Source organism: Haloferax marinum (genome assembly GCF_009674625.1).
Taxonomy (GTDB): domain Archaea; phylum Halobacteriota; class Halobacteria; order Halobacteriales; family Haloferacaceae; genus Haloferax; species Haloferax marinum.
In genome coordinates this window covers 73596-88259 of record NZ_WKJQ01000002.1, presented here as the reverse complement: position 1 = coordinate 88259, position 14664 = coordinate 73596, and the positions used below count along the sequence as shown (strand labels likewise).

General features: G+C 57.8%; 17 protein-coding genes. 12 read left to right on the top strand and 5 right to left on the bottom strand.

Going from position 1 to position 14664, the window contains the following annotated elements; genetic code table 11:
* The first annotated feature begins 18 nt into the window (after nt 1-18).
* From GJR99_RS16010 to GJR99_RS15995, 4 genes are all read left to right on the top strand, one after another.
* Entirely contained in the window at nt 19-657 is a 639-nt protein-coding gene (locus GJR99_RS16010) for an NADPH-dependent F420 reductase (protein WP_151114062.1), read from the top strand.
* A 171-nt stretch (nt 658-828) separates the two neighbouring features.
* Nucleotides 829-1143: a HalOD1 output domain-containing protein gene (locus GJR99_RS16005; RefSeq protein WP_151114061.1), complete on the top strand. Its 315-nt coding sequence runs from the start codon at nt 829-831 to the stop codon at nt 1141-1143.
* A 159-nt stretch (nt 1144-1302) separates the two neighbouring features.
* Nucleotides 1303-2628, top strand: coding sequence for a phosphoglucosamine mutase (gene glmM, locus GJR99_RS16000; protein ID WP_151114060.1), 1326 nt, complete (start codon nt 1303-1305; stop codon nt 2626-2628).
* Nucleotides 2629-2857: 229 nt separating this feature from the next.
* The gene (locus tag GJR99_RS15995; RefSeq protein ID WP_151114059.1) at nt 2858-3463 is read left to right on the top strand and encodes a nitrous oxide reductase accessory protein NosL; all 606 of its coding nucleotides are present in this window, start codon (nt 2858-2860) and stop codon (nt 3461-3463) included.
* A 104-nt stretch (nt 3464-3567) separates the two neighbouring features.
* On the opposite strand, the gene GJR99_RS15990 is transcribed toward GJR99_RS15995, so the two are convergent.
* A complete protein-coding gene (locus GJR99_RS15990) occupies nt 3568-3990 on the bottom strand; it encodes a hypothetical protein (RefSeq protein ID WP_151114058.1) in 423 nt (140 codons plus the stop codon).
* Between the two features lie 808 nt (nt 3991-4798).
* Nucleotides 4799-5077 carry a PadR family transcriptional regulator gene (locus GJR99_RS15985; RefSeq protein ID WP_151114057.1) on the bottom strand — a complete coding sequence of 93 codons (279 nt, stop codon included), beginning with the start codon at nt 5075-5077 and terminating at the stop codon, nt 4799-4801.
* A gap of 345 nt (nt 5078-5422) precedes the next feature.
* Between GJR99_RS15985 and GJR99_RS15980 the strand changes: the two genes are divergently transcribed.
* The 5 genes from GJR99_RS15980 (at nt 5423) to GJR99_RS15960 (ending at nt 11214) form a co-directional block, all read left to right on the top strand.
* On the top strand, nt 5423-5956 hold the full coding sequence (locus GJR99_RS15980) for a winged helix-turn-helix domain-containing protein (RefSeq protein ID WP_151114056.1): 534 nt from the start codon (nt 5423-5425) through the stop codon (nt 5954-5956).
* 524 nt (nt 5957-6480) lie between these two features.
* The gene (locus GJR99_RS15975; protein ID WP_151114055.1) at nt 6481-7122 is read left to right on the top strand and encodes a DUF7344 domain-containing protein; all 642 of its coding nucleotides are present in this window, start codon (nt 6481-6483) and stop codon (nt 7120-7122) included.
* Nucleotides 7123-7423: 301 nt separating this feature from the next.
* Complete coding sequence (locus tag GJR99_RS15970) at nt 7424-8593, top strand: sugar phosphate nucleotidyltransferase (RefSeq protein ID WP_151114054.1); 1170 nt, start codon at nt 7424-7426, stop codon at nt 8591-8593.
* A complete protein-coding gene (glmS, locus tag GJR99_RS15965) occupies nt 8593-10410 on the top strand; it encodes a glutamine--fructose-6-phosphate transaminase (isomerizing) (protein ID WP_151114053.1) in 1818 nt (605 codons plus the stop codon). Before GJR99_RS15970 ends, glmS begins: the two co-directional genes overlap by 1 nt.
* A 243-nt stretch (nt 10411-10653) precedes the next feature.
* The gene (locus GJR99_RS15960) at nt 10654-11214 is read left to right on the top strand and encodes an ArsR/SmtB family transcription factor (protein ID WP_151114052.1); all 561 of its coding nucleotides are present in this window, start codon (nt 10654-10656) and stop codon (nt 11212-11214) included.
* A 104-nt stretch (nt 11215-11318) separates the two neighbouring features.
* On the opposite strand, the gene GJR99_RS15955 is transcribed toward GJR99_RS15960, so the two are convergent.
* Nucleotides 11319-11543: a harpin-binding protein gene (locus GJR99_RS15955; RefSeq protein WP_151114051.1), complete on the bottom strand. Its 225-nt coding sequence runs from the start codon at nt 11541-11543 to the stop codon at nt 11319-11321.
* Between the two features lie 161 nt (nt 11544-11704).
* Between GJR99_RS15955 and GJR99_RS15950 the strand changes: the two genes are divergently transcribed.
* Together GJR99_RS15950 and GJR99_RS15945 are read left to right on the top strand one after the other, a co-directional pair.
* On the top strand, nt 11705-12475 hold the full coding sequence (locus tag GJR99_RS15950; RefSeq protein WP_151114050.1) for a DICT sensory domain-containing protein: 771 nt from the start codon (nt 11705-11707) through the stop codon (nt 12473-12475).
* A gap of 107 nt (nt 12476-12582) precedes the next feature.
* Nucleotides 12583-12939, top strand: a complete 357-nt coding sequence (locus tag GJR99_RS15945) for a hypothetical protein (protein WP_151114049.1) — start codon at nt 12583-12585, stop codon at nt 12937-12939.
* 46 nt (nt 12940-12985) lie between these two features.
* On the opposite strand, the gene GJR99_RS15940 is transcribed toward GJR99_RS15945, so the two are convergent.
* Nucleotides 12986-13408 (bottom strand): hypothetical protein, encoded by a 423-nt coding sequence (locus GJR99_RS15940; RefSeq protein ID WP_151114048.1) that lies wholly within the window; start codon nt 13406-13408, stop codon nt 12986-12988.
* 240 nt (nt 13409-13648) lie between these two features.
* On the opposite strand from GJR99_RS15940, the gene GJR99_RS15935 reads away from it, so the two are divergent.
* Complete coding sequence (locus tag GJR99_RS15935) at nt 13649-14014, top strand: winged helix-turn-helix transcriptional regulator (RefSeq protein ID WP_151114047.1); 366 nt, start codon at nt 13649-13651, stop codon at nt 14012-14014.
* Between the two features lie 5 nt (nt 14015-14019).
* On the opposite strand, the gene GJR99_RS15930 is transcribed toward GJR99_RS15935, so the two are convergent.
* Nucleotides 14020-14463, bottom strand: a complete 444-nt coding sequence (locus GJR99_RS15930) for an Rrf2 family transcriptional regulator (RefSeq protein ID WP_151114046.1) — start codon at nt 14461-14463, stop codon at nt 14020-14022.
* Nucleotides 14464-14664 lie beyond the last annotated feature (201 nt).

The following is a 14664-nucleotide window of genomic DNA, read 5'->3' as shown; positions in this document are numbered from 1 at the left end:
AAACAATCATATTTGTTTATGGACATTGGGATACTCGGTGCTGGTCGGCTCGGTGGGACGCTGGCGCAACTCCTCGTAGAGGTGGGTCACGAGGTAGCCATCGCAAATACGAAAGGTCCCAAATCGCTCGACGACCTCACCGAAATGCTCGGTTCGAACCTTCACGCAGTGACACCAGAACGTGCGATACAGTTCGGTGAGGTCGTCATCCTCGCAGTTCCCTTCCGGAAGCGAGACACGCTCCCCGCTGCAGACCACTTCGAAGAGAAAATCGTCGTCGACGCGACGAACCCGTACACGGAGAACTTCCACGTCATCGACCTCGGTGACCGAACTTCGTCGGAGGTAATCGCGTCGCAACTTCCCGACGCACGCGTCGTCAAGGCGTTCAACACCATCTACTGGGAGACGCTGCGTGACTTTGGTCATCCAGAACTGTCGGAGTCGGAGCGGTTCGCCATCTTCCTCGCTGGAGACGACGCTGACGCGAAAGACGTGGTTGCTGGACTGATTCGTGACCTCGGCTTCGGAGCAGTAGACGCTGGGCCCCTTGCTACGGGTGGGGCGCTGCTAGAACCCGGCGCGGCGCTGTACAACCGCGAGATCTCGACCGAAGAAGCCCGGCAAAAGACACAAGAGCTGTTTGCACGACGGTGAACCAGTCAGGTCTTCCTCACTGTAACGGCCTTTGGTACTGTGTCGTTCGACCAACACCATCGGCACAACTATCTGATTCCTATCTGCATCTGTGACCTTCACAAATCACTACTGTTCACAAATAGCACGGATTTAAGACCGATGAACTCACACCGTGGAATGTCAAGCACCATGATGGCACAGACACTCCAATGGAAACAGTCGCGGGTAACTCACGAAGAAGAGACCGGTGTCTACAGAGTAGACCGAGACCGTTCCGAACCTCTGAGCACGAATGTGGTGATGAGTATTGCAGCAATCGAGGACATCCGCCCGACCCAACTACCACCACTCGCAGGGACTATCGACCCGGACGCCCTCAACACTCTCTTCGAACAATCTGACGACGCAATCATCTCATTTTCATACGCCGGCTATCGAGTGACCCTCGACTCGCTTGGTTCCCTCGAAATCATGCCCGCCGACGATACACGACTCGCACAGTAGTCGGTAGTCAGACCCCACAACCCAGTCTACTCCCCCGCAGGCTGGGATGGTCCCCCCTCAACGGTAGCACAGCCGAACTCCACGGTAGGTGCTACCTTATCTCTCGTCTGTCAGAGTAGGTGACGTATACCAAAACGTACGCTCAGCGTCACATTCTATATGTTCGGAACGAGTGGAATCCGTGGTCCGGTCGGCCGAACCGTGACCGCAGAGCTAGCCCTTCGAATCGGTCGTGCCGTCGGTTGTGACGCACGCACCGTCGTCGTCGGCCAAGACGCCCGCCTCAGTGGCGACGTCCTCGCAGACGCCGTCAGTGCGGGTGTCCGTGAGTGTGGTGCCGATGTCATCCGTCTGGGTGTCGTCTCGACGCCGACTGTCGCCCGTGCTGTCGGATGGACCGGTGCAGACGCCGGCATCGGAATCACTGCCTCACACAATCCCGCGTCGGACAACGGTCTGAAACTCTGGACGCCGAGTGGCCGTGCGTTCGACAAAGAACAGACGCGAAACATCGTCCATCGCCTCAATCGGAACGATATCACCCCCGCAGCGTGGGACGAACTCGGAACCGAACGAACGTGGCCCGACGGGTCCGCACGGCACGTCGACCACCTGGTCTCCTCGTTCGATTCGTTCGACGACGTGGCTATCGCATTCGACCTGGGTAACGGAACCGGGCGAGTTTCGGTAGACGCCCTCTACGAACTCGGTGCGACGGTCAACACTATCGACGGACAGCAGGACGGCCGATTCCCCGCACGAAAGAGTGAACCGAACGCCACGACGCTCTCTGCACTCCGGCGAACCGTCCCCGCACTCGGTGTGGACGTCGGCCTCGCCCACGACGGTGACTCTGACAGGTTGGTCGCTGTCGACGAAACCGGTGAGTACGTCTCTGGTGACCACCTCCTCGCGCTGTTCGCTCGCGACGCGGTCTCTCCTGGAGAATCCGTGGCAGTCCCAATCGACACGAGTCTTCTGGTCCAGGACGTCGTCGAGAGTGCGGGTGGTCACGTGACGTACACGCCAGTCGGCGACGTTCACGTTGCAGAGGCTGTCGAACAACCGGGGTTCGTCTTCGGCGGCGAACCCTCGGGTGCGTGGATTTGGCCGGACGAGACGCTCGCTCCGGACGGCCACTACGCGGCGCTGAAGCTCACGGAACTCGTCGCCCGTGATGGACCACTCTCCAAACAGGTACACTCACTCGGTGGAGACGCATACACCACTCGTCGAGCCAGCGTGACGTTCGAAAACAAACACAAAGCGATGGACCGAATCGCTCGTGACATCCACGCTCAGTACGACAACGTCGATACGACCGACGGCATCCGGGTCGATACCACCGATGGCTGGTTCCTCGTCCGTGCGAGCGGGACGGAACCACTAGTCCGTATCACCGCCGAAGCGCGCGACCCAGAGGACGCAGACCGTGTCTTCGAGGAGATTCGTTCGCTCGCAGACGGCGCACGAGTCGTCGCCTGAGCCGATACTATCGTTCCGTTCGTTCCACCGTTTCGTTCTACCGTTTGTTCCACCGTTTGTTCTTCCACCGTTTGTTCTTTCACCGTTCGTTCTATCGTTTCGTTCGTTTCATCGTCTCGAGCGTTCTCCTCTTATCGAGAGACGGCCGAAACTCCCGATTTTGCTCTCGTCGCGCACACGTTCTCACTGTTTTTAATACGATTACGACTTAGTTCGGCGTAACGAATCGATGGACGACGAATTACCAGACTGTTCACCCCCGACCGACTCGATTACTCGCCGAACAGCATTGAAAGCCGCCGTAGGTAGTGTACCCGTGGTGCTGGCGGGCTGTCTCGGTGGTAATTCCGAACCGAAGCCGGAGCCAATCGACCTCTCTGGTGGCAAAGAAGACGACCAAGGCGGGATGGTCATCGGTAACCACGCCGGCCCAAACGGACAGATATTCTACCGCAACGAATCTCCCGACGGCCACGACAACCCCGCGTGGTTCCACACGTTGAGTATGGGTATGTTTCCGTACTACTTCGAACACGAACGGATGGGCTGGGAGGCGACTGCGATCTACGTCACCGACTACTCCAACGTGGAGTTCACCCTGTCGAGCGACGGTGGTCGACAGTTCATCTCTACGCACACGACTGCCGACACGTTCGGCGATGCCACCGAACTGACCTACGTCGTTGGGAGTTCCGTCTACGGTGGGATGGGGCCTGACCTGCTCCCATTTTCGGACACCGCTGATGCCGACTCGTTCGTCGACGAACACGGCGGGTCGACGGTCGAGTTCTCCGACGTGACGAGCGAGTGGCTGAACGGATATCTCCGGTCGTAACAACTGGCCGTTTGGCGTTCGCCGTAGCTCTGGGGTGATGTCTCTCGACCGCGGTTTGGTCGGTTAAAAGGGTTGGAGGGACGACAGCTGTCCAGATGCCAATCTCAGAATGAGTTGACGGGGACTCGGACGCCGTCGACGTAGACCGACACGGCGTCGGTCGCCTGGAAGTTCGTGATATCTCCGGCAAACCGGTAGCTTCGCGAATCTCCGCTTACGGTTCCTTCTGCCGCAGGCCCGACTGCCCCGGTCGTGCTGAGCGCACCGTGTGCGTTGAGGGGGGTAATCTCTCCGTCGACAGTCACTTCGAACGACGAGAGTGACCCGGTGCCTGCTACGACGAGGGTGTGTTCACCGTCGATGGGGGAGTGTTCGTCGGACTGTTCTGTTGCCGAGCCGACCCCAGAGACTCCTGCGAGCGTACCCGCAGCAGTGACTGAACCGACAAGTGCGAGGTAACCTCGCCGGCCAACAGCATTCTGATCGTTATTCTTGGGGTCCTGCTCGGTGGACCGTTCGCTTACCATGTTTCTGGAGTTGCGGATTAGGGCCATAAATGTTGCGATAATTACATTAGTAAGAATGTATGAATATCTAAAAACGATACTATAGGTTCTGCAATATTCGATATTTCTAATAGGTTGGTTGTCGGACCTGTCCTGGGTAAAACGCCATACAGTGGCTGATTATAGTCGTATTAATCACTTACTTATGACCGTATTAATCGACGTTTTTCGGAGGGTCAAATAACCATATGAAAACTGGTATATTTGGCGCCAATCTAATATCTTGTAAGATGATATATCTCCGCAGCTCATCCGGAGAGCACCCAGACAACGAGGTCCTCACCCCGACGCCGTCTGTCTAAAACTGGGCTGAGTAACGGGAAATTTGGTCACGAACGCCACCGAGGCTGTGTTTTTGGGTCGATTCGGGACATTCTCTGTTCGATACTGCTCTGTCACGGAGTGAACTGTTCCTCGCACTACACCTCTACTCGGTCTGAGTGCGCAGGTTTGTAGCCGAAGCCCGCGATGAGTGGTTCGAAACGAGTCGTGTCCCTCGGGAACTGTTCGGTCGATGCCCTACTCGAGTCGTGTCTGGTGAGGACCACCTGTGCCAGAGCCTGGGGTCTCCTCGATTACACTCGCTGTCTCTCTAGGCAACGTCTCTGAACGTGATGAACGAGGGAAAAAGAGTGCGAGTACCCGGTGTGTTTGCTATCGTGATACGGGCTCGTGGGGCGTCCACTGCCACGAACACGCCATTCCGGTAGCTGTTCGAAGTGACGGGGTTCCGACTCACGTGTGTGTCGGAGTTCTCACTGTCGGGTGCTTACTTGAGGAAACTGACGCGTCGGTCTTCCCACGCACGCCGGTCTAAGATCGACTCTCTGCCTTTTTCAGACATCTCGTAGAAGTTTGTCCGGCGGTCGTGTTGGCCTTTGTTTACGTATCCCTGTTCGACGAGTGCGTCGAGGTTCGGGTAGAGGCGGCCGTGGTTCACTTCTCCGACGTCCTTGCTGATCATCTCTTTGATCTCTTGGCCGGATGGGCGTTCTGCCCCGGCAATCACGTACAGGAGGTCGCGTTGGAAGCCAGTCAATTCGAACATGTAGTCTCAACTCATAATATCGCCGTACTCTGGTATTGTTAGCCACCTCTATACTGGATAATTGGCTTCATTACCGCTGTAACCGCGAGATTGCCTTCGTTCCATCTGATTGACTTTTATCAACGTCGTCGTGATGAGTAATCATCCCGTACATCCAGAAAAAAACGCGTCACTGACCGTCTGTCAACATCTGAAGGTCAGGTGAACATGAACTTAATTTTCCCCCAATAGTACCCCAGTGGATTGCAGAAACGTCACGATAACAAAGGTCACATGTGGTGTAGTTTGTTCAACCGGAGTTAGGTCCATACGCGCGGCGTGCGCGTGACCATCCCGCACACGAAGATGACATCTCTATCCAAAGACGAACTGTTTCGGATCCTCAGCAACTCTCGTCGGAGGCAAATCCTGTATTTCCTCCATCGAGCAGACGAACCGATCACGCTCAAAGAACTCGCTGCGATGGTCGCCTCCAGAGAAAATGAAACGACTATCGAGGAGGTGACCGACGAAGAGAGACAGCGAGTCTACATCTCGTTGTACCAGACGCACCTCCCCAAACTCGAGTCGGCAGGTCTGGTTCGGTACGACGAAGAAGAGCGGAACGTCTCTCTCGTCTCCGACGTCGCCAATCAAGGGTTCTTCTGGATGCAAACCGAGCCGCAGCGTTCGTGGACTCGATACTACGGCTCGCTGGGTGTCCTCGGGTGGGTACTGATTTTCGGTCTCTGGGCTCAACTCCCGATTTTTTCGCTTCTGTCGTGGGCTGGGGTTGCTATCTTCGTCTCGACTGGACTCCTCGTCTTGGTCCTCGCACAGTACTCTCTCGAAGGGCAAAATGGTGCACCCCCAGACGCATTCGAAGCACTCGTCGAGTGAGTTTCACCGACTCACTCCCTATCTCATGTCTCGTGTGCGTCTCGTCTCGTGTGCCGTGTTACTAGTACTCGTGGTGTGTGCAAACATATACAAGTGGTACTCTCACCTTTTGAAACTAGTGAATTTTCAAACCACACACAATAACTATAGAAATTCTGCCAATACATCTGGAATATAGGCTCTAACTTATCCAATTTCGACTGACTGCGCCGTGACTAAGCCAACGAAGCTACTGTTCAGAGTTATTGATAATCTGATTTAGTATAGATTGTTACATGCATTTTACTCGCACATTTTGCGACCCTAACCCTCGGACAAATCAGAGTGTGGGACTGTCAGGCAGATATATATCCTCAACAGCCGTATTGTCTCGATAACCCTCGTGTGTTGGATGCACCTGGTGGAGCACCCAACCTGTGGTTCGTGACTAGCGCGTGGCGATAGACGAGTGCCACGAGACGCTTCACAAAAATACACAGAGATGGCTGACTCGGAGCAATTTCGCGAGTGGGGGAGGAAGGAATATGGTCACAGATTCGTTACAAACTAACACTGATGCCGTCGAACAGACGGCGCCTGAGCAGATTGCAGAAACGACCGGAGGTCCCGGAGAAGTCTCCGAACCACAGGAGCCACAGCAGCTCTCGAAAGACATCATCTTCGAGATACTCAAGAACCAGCGCCGCCGCGACGCTCTCCAGTATCTGAAGAACAACGATGGAGAGGCCAAACTCGGCGACATGGCTGAGTACATCGCAGCCAAGGAAAACGAGATCGATATCAACGCACTCTCGTCGAGCCAACGCAAGCGCGTCTACATTGGTCTCTACCAGTGTCACCTCCCGAAGATGGACTCTGCTGGAATCGTCGATTTCGACAAGAACCGCGGTGACATCACGCTACTCGACACTGCCGAGCAACTCGAAACGTACCTCGACGGAGACGTCTCCGATACACAGACCTCCGACGAGGAGTCGGTGAGTTTCGGTTCGTCACCCAAGCGGAACCTGACGATCGCTGCCGGTGTGGCGGCGACGGTCTCGGCTGGCCTTCTCGGCTTCCCCGGCCTCGAACAGATTCCCGCGGCGGGGTGGGCCGTCCTGAGCACGGCGACGCTCATGGCCATCACTGCGATGGAGTCGTACAAAGGCCGTCTCCACGCGTAACGCCGCAGTTTCAGCATCGCACCACGATGTAACTCGGGGGCGGTTTTTCCCCCCGAGTGTTCACCTGACCGAACGACGGCTATTCTCACGAAATCTGACCGATTAGGAGTTCCCATACTGCGACCTCGTTGATTTTCGGGTGTTGTGGGCCATGCCATTGGTTCACATGTGTATTCCTAAACCCCGAGGCAGTCGGAAGAATTGGCCGTATAACAATCCCTGTCGCTCTCCCAGACTCTCTTATGACTCACTCTCTCTCACGCATCGGTCCCGAAGACACACTCGCAGTGGGGGTGCCGACATGAACGACCGAATCCGCGAAGCTGTCGTCCTCGCTGCTGGCGAGGGCCGCCGACTTCGACCACTGACGACGTTCCAACCGAAGCCCATGTTACCTGTGGCGAACAAACCCGTGGTCGAGTACGTTCTCGACTCGCTGTTCGAGTGCGGCATCGACCACGTCGTGGTCGTCGTCGGATACCGCTCGGAGCGTATCCAGACGTATCTGACCGCGCGCTACCCCGAGGCGAACATCGAATTCGTCCGCCAGGATACCCGCCTCGGAAGCGGCCACGCGCTCTTACAGGCAGAACCCTACGTCGGTGCGTCGTTCGTCGTCTGCAACGGCGACAACGTCGTCGACGCCGATGTCGTCTCGAAGGCGCTAGAACGCTTTTCGGTGACCGACTCGGCCGCGACAGTCGCGGTCGCGAGTTCCGAAACGCCAGAAGAGTACGGTGTCGTAATCGAGAACAACGGTCGAATCTCCGACATCGACGAACATCCCGACCACAACGAGGGCTATCTCGTAAACGCAGGCGTCTACGTCTTCGATTCGACCGTCTTCGACGCGTTACGGCGCACGCCGTCGCACGACGGTGAGACGCGACTTCCGGACGTCGTCCACTACCTCGACGGAACGGTCTCGTCGGTCATCGTAAACGGTGGGTGGCTCGACCCCTCTCACCCGTGGAGACTCCTCTCGGTTACCGAGACGCTCCTCGCACGTCTCGAAACCTCGTCGATTTCGGACTCTGCTCGCATCCACGACCGGGCGGTCATCCAGGACCCAGTCGTCATCGGCGAAGACTGTGACGTCGGTCCTGGAGCGGTTATCGGCCCTGGGTCGTGTCTCCAGAACAACGTCGTCATCGGTTCGAACAGCGTCGTCGAACGGTCTATCATCTCGACCGACGCCCGCGTCGACTCGACGGTCGTCCTCCGCGATTCGGTCGTCGGTTCAGGCGCACACCTCGGCGATGGTGTCGTCTCGCCCGGTGGCCGCGCGGACGTCATCCTCGAAGGCCGTCTGTACACCGACCGCTGCCTGGGTAGTATCGTCGGTGACCGGGCTGAAGTCGGAGCCAACGCGACGCTGTCTCCGGGGAGTCGCGTCGGCGCAGAGGCAATCGTCGGTGTGGGTACGACCGTGCATGGTGACGTTCGCGAGCGCGTGGAGGTGACGCACTGATGTGCGGAATCACCGCCTGCATCGGTGCGGACGACTCGGTCGAGTCACTGGTAGACGGACTCCGGCGCTTAGAGTACCGCGGCTACGACTCCGCTGGTATCGCCGTGAAGAACCAGAGCGGTATCTCACTGACCAAGCGCGTCGGTGAGGTGTCCGAACTCGTCGCTGCCGTCGAAAAGGACCCAATCTCTGGAAGCTTCGGCATCGGCCACACTCGGTGGGCGACGCACGGTGGCGTCACCGACGGTAACGCCCACCCACACACCGACGAGTCGGGCCGCGTCGCGGTGGTTCACAACGGTATCATCTCGAACTACCAGTCACTCCGGGCCGAGCTCGAATCGAAGGGCCACAAGTTCAGCAGTGAGACGGACACCGAAGTCGTGCCGCACCTCATAGAGGAGAACCTCCTCGCCGGTGCATCTCCCGAAGACGCGTTCCGTGCTGCTATCGGCAGCCTCTCGGGGAGTTACGCTATCGCTGCAATCATTGGAGACGAACACGCTATCTACGCGACTCGCTCCGGGTCACCGCTCGTCCTCGGCGTCGGTGAGGGAGAATACTACCTCGCGAGCGACGTGCCTGCGTTCATCCAGCACACTCAGCAAGTCGTCTATCTCCACGACGGTGATTTCGTCGTGACGAGTCTCGACGGCTACAGCATAACTGACTCCGCCGGCCGTCCAGTCGACAGACCGGTCGAGTACATCGAGTGGGACCCCGAGACGGCCACGAAGGGTGGCTACGAGCACTTCATGTACAAGGAAATCAACGAGCAACCCGGCGCCCTTCGGCGGACGACCCAGGGTCGACTCGACACGCGCACGGGCGGTGCCAAGTTAGACGAGTTCCCGCCGGGAACGTTCGCAGACGTACAACAGGTCCACCTCATCGCGATGGGGACCTCACACCACGCAGGCATGTACGCGGCATCACTCCTCAACGCACGTGGAATCCCTGCGTACGCGTTCATGTCGGGCGAGTACTCGGTGGTCAAACCGCCGGTGACTCCCAGCACGCTCGTGGTCGCGGTCAGCCAATCCGGTGAGACGGCGGACACGCTCGACGCTGTTCGCCGCGCTCGCTCTGCCGGAGCGCGAACGCTCGCAGTCACGAACGTCGTCGGGTCGTCGATAACCCGCGAGTGCGACGACGAGTTGCTCCTCCGAGCAGGCCCAGAAATCGGTGTGGCTGCGACCAAGACGTTCTCGTCACAGGTGACTGCACTCGCCCTCCTCGCCGAGCGCATCACCGAAGACTACACGGGGATGAAGTCTACCGACTCACGCGAGTTGATGAATGCACTCGCACGTCTCCCCGGCGACGTTCAGGAGATTCTCGACACCTCCACTGCGCGAGAGGTCGCAATCGAGTACGAAGGCAGCGACGCGTACTTCTTCATCGGCCGGGGTCCTGCGCACCCCGTTGCCCTCGAAGGTGCGCTGAAGTTCAAAGAGATATCGTACGAGCACGCCGAGGGGTTCGCCGCGTCGGAGCTCAAACACGGCCCACTCGCACTCGTCACACCCATCACACCGGTCTTCGCGATATTCACCGGTCACGAAGACGAGGCGACGCTGAGCAACGTCAAAGAAGTGCAGGCGCGCGGTGCGCCAGTCATCGCCGTCACGAGCGACGAGTCGAGTGAAATCGCCGAGTTCGCAGACCACGTGCTCTCGATTCCCGAGACCCACCCCGAAATCGCGGGAATCCTCGCAAACGTCCAACTCCAACTCGTGGCGTACCACGCTGCGAACTTACTCGAACGCCCAATCGACAAGCCACGTAACCTCGCGAAGTGCGTGACTGTCGAGTAAGGCGGGGCGCTCTTTCGGGACGTCCACACCGGCGTGTCCGCAGTTCTTGCCACCCGCGGTTCCGATTCGGTGGGTCGACTCGACTGACCCGACCTCGGTTCTCGGGCCTGTCTTTGTCGTGTCTGTGAATTTTACCGTTCGCTGAGAGCGTGAGACGTCGAGCAAACATATCTGTATTCCAGAAGTTACCTGAATACTGTAGGCGTGGATTACATATCTCTTGACAACGTCTGGTATCTCACGATGACGCGACGTGACCTCGTAGACGACGTTCTCTCCTCGTCGGACGACCTGGATGGTCCACTGACGGACGAGGCTGAAGACGTCACGCCCGCCGAAAGTACGGACGTGTCACCGGAGTCCTCCGACGACGAACTTCTCGATGCACTCGGTGATAGTGTCTCACGCGACGTGTTACTCGCCTGTAAACGGACCCCGATGACCGCAGAAGAACTCGCCGAAGACTGTGGTGTCTCCGAATCGACGATATACCGACGACTCGAGACGCTCTCGTCGCTCGGACTCGTCGAACGAAGTCAGCGCATCGAATCCCCGAGTAAGACGTGTTACGAGACGGTCGTCGATGGCCTCTCGATTCACCTCGGAGACTCCCTGCGGGTGGAAGCCGGTGCGAGCAACTACGTCGTCGACTCGATGCGAACACTTCTCGCTGCTATCGACGTCCAGCAACTCTCCTACGACCGTGAAGGCAACAGTGTGGACGTCCGATTCGAACTGGCTCCACATCTGCTCGACGCGTTGGTCGAACTGTACATCCGAGATACGACCTCACGCGACAGATAACGAGGACACTCGACCCACTCTCGGAGTGACGTCGATTTCACCGATTCGGTACGTTACGTCTCGTCTGCGGTTACGTCTCGCCTGCGTTCGTTACGTCTCGCCTGCTACTGTCTCCACGACTCGTCGACTTCTTCGAGTACGAGCTCGACGGCCTCAGTGGCGTTGCCCGCCGCGATGAGTCTCCACGCCGTTGCGGCAGTGACCGGGCCGATAAACTGTGCCGCTTCGAGGCCGGCGACGATACTCGGTGCTTCACGGGCGAACCACCCCTCGACGCCACCCCCCACGCCGTCGATCTGTGTCGGTAATCGGTCAGACCCCGAAATCATACTGTTTGTACGACTTACAACGGCATAGTTAAGATTCCATAATACGAAATAACGTGGCTCATATGGGCGAGGGAACTCAATTTCGAGTAGCTAATACACTCAAACATCTTGCTTTATTTATGCAAAGAACCATATACCCCTGACTCGTTCCAGGACCCAGTATGTCTCTCAGCGAATTGATCGCTGGCGTCGCTGCCGACGAGCGGACGCTCACCGTGTTCAATCCACGCGGTGACGCTGTCGAGCGTCTCGCAGAACACTTTCAGGACCGCAACATCTCGGTCCGGGCGGCGACTGCTTCTGAGGGACCGTCGAACTTCGCCGTCCTCGGGACGGGAGAGAAGTTTCACACCGCAGTCGACGTGAGCGACGTTCTCAAAGACCAAGACGACGTCGAACCCGGATTCGAGCGAGAGTCGTACGTCCCCATCCTCGACCACCTCGACGAGACGCTGTTCAGGTCGTACGACCGCAAGCAGATGCTCAACGCGACGCGCGAGATAGAAGACCGGGCGTGGCGCGTCGGTGCCGGCGAGTTACACGCTGGCTTTCAGACGGGCGACAACCTTCGGAAGCAACTCGACTCCTATCGACAACTCGGTAGCCGAGACGACCTGTACGTCCACGCGTATATCTACCCCACAGAACCCGTGCCGTCGGTCGAGCAGTTCCAACTCCATCTCGCGCGTACCGAGGAGATTCGCCACTCCTGGTTCGTCGTCTACGACGGCAACGGGGTCGACGATTACAAGTGTGCACTCGTCGCCGAAGAGAACCCACTGGGGTCGGGGTTCAGCGGGTTTTGGACGTACGACCCGTCTACGGTCGATTTCATCGTCAGTCATCTGACGTCGTCGTACTCTATCATCGAGTCCGACGGATTTGGTGGAGACGCGACCGGCGACACCCACGTCAGAGCACCCCCACGCTGAGGGCCGTCGACTCGGTGGTACACGGTGGGATGGTTCGACGTCGAGTGAAAATCAACACCGAGAACTGGGCGCGAATACTTACGAGTGGTGGGTCGCAAGCGGGCCGTATGGTAGATGGAATCCTCCTCGATTCTTCCCAACTGAAGGGGAAAGTAAAGGGTGGCCGCGCCGGCGCGGAGATCGCCGGGATGAGTTACATCGGATACGAGATTGGCGTCACAGAGAACAGTCTCCACATCTACGGAGACCACTCGAACGCCGACATCAAAGACGAAGAGTACCGCTACCTCATCGTCCCGCTGTCTTCGATACGGGGAATGGAACTGAAAGACTTGAGCGACCGGGGGCGTACCATCGAGATTCACGCACTCGGTGATAGCGTCACGCTCCACTCTGAAAACCAAACGCGTCTCTCGGAGAACCTCAAACGCGTGTTTCTCTTGCTCTCTCGATTACTGGCGTGATGATACGGAGTCGGTGCTGACTCGCCGCCCGTGACTGCCGTGAGACTCACCGATTCGTCGGCCGAACGTATCTGACGACTTTGGCTCTCTCCGATAGTTGAATTTGGCTGTCCTCCTCGGCTTTGACGTCGTCTTGACTACAGAACTCGACGACCGGTTCGGTGGTTACCCCTTCGGCGTCCCATCGGAACTCGTGTTCGAGTTCTATCGGGTGGTCGCCGTCTGGTTTCGACGGAGAGTTCACCTCGACGATACGGGCGATGCTTCCGGTCGAAGACTGCGTGACGAGGAGGAACTGGCCCCGCTGGACGCTTCCTTCCGGGTCGGAGATGAAGTGTTCCTCACCGACCCAGATGTTGAGCTCTTCACCCTGTAGGATGACCACTTCCGCGTCGAACTCGAAGATACCGACACCTTCGGTGAGGCTCTCTCCCACGACGATTGCCGCACACGTATCTGGCTCTCTCATGAGTACTGTACGCGTTACAACGGCAGAACCGCTTCGCTCACACCGGTTCGTGGAGAATACTCGACCACCGGTGTTTGGCCGATTGATTGGCGACTGGCCGACTGGCCGAATAGTTGGCGGACTGGTTGGCTGTCCGACGTTCCACACCTGTCTCTGTAGATACACGATGGAACCAGGTTACGGAATGAAAGCAGGTAAACTAGCCGAACCACTAAAGACGGCTCCCACCTACAGCAGGGTATGGCCTCCAATATGACGCTCGACGACGCACCCTGTCCCATCATCGATTCCCTCAAACAGATTGGGTCACAGTGGCGTCTCATCGTCCTCCACGACTTGCAGGACGGCGAGAAGCGGTTCAACGAACTCAAGCGCTCGACGGACGCGAGTTCCCGGACGCTCTCGCGTGTCCTCGACGACTTACAGGAGACGGGGTTCGTCAACCGCCGGCTAGAGGAAGACGCACCGGTCGCGACGTACTACTCGTTGACCGACAAGGGCGTCTCACTGTGCCCGGTGTTCGAGGAGATAGAAGAGTGGGCGGACGAATGGCTCGACGTAGAAGAGCCGTCTGCCGAGTCGGAGTCGACTGAAACGACTGCCTAACTCGTTTAGACTTCGAGAGCGTCGATGTCTGCGGCTTCGAAGACGGTTTCGTGGACGTCGGCGACCGTCACTGCATCGAGTTCGTCGAGCATCGCTTGAATCGCGGGTTCGAACAGTTCGTTGAGTACCGGTTGAATATGTTCTCCGACCGTACACTCGTCGTTCGGTTCGTTCGCGTGGAAACAGAACGGTTCGCTATCCTCCACCGCCTCGTAGATATCTCGAAGTGAGATATCTTCGGGGTCGCGTGCGAGCGTAAACCCGCCGGTCGGACCTCGTTTCGAGTCCACGAGGTCCGCTTCTCGAAGCGAGCAGAGGAGTTGCCGGATGACGACCGGGTTCGTGTTGACGCTCCAGGCGAGACGGTCGGAAGACAGCCGCTCGTCGCTCCGCACGGCTAGGTTCGTGAGCACGTGAGTGGCGACCACGAATCGGCTGCTATTCGACATACTCTCTCGTTCGCACTACGGGCATTTTAGGCTTCACGGTGGGACGCTCCACACTGTTTGGTTCTGTGAATTTGGTGGTCTGTCGTGGTGTGCCCTCGGTTTATGGGGGTTAGTAACGCTACCACGACGATAAGAAAACAGGTATCCACAAATGAGCTGACAAAATTGGACGCGCCCCGTCGTGTGGCTCGATACAGTCTG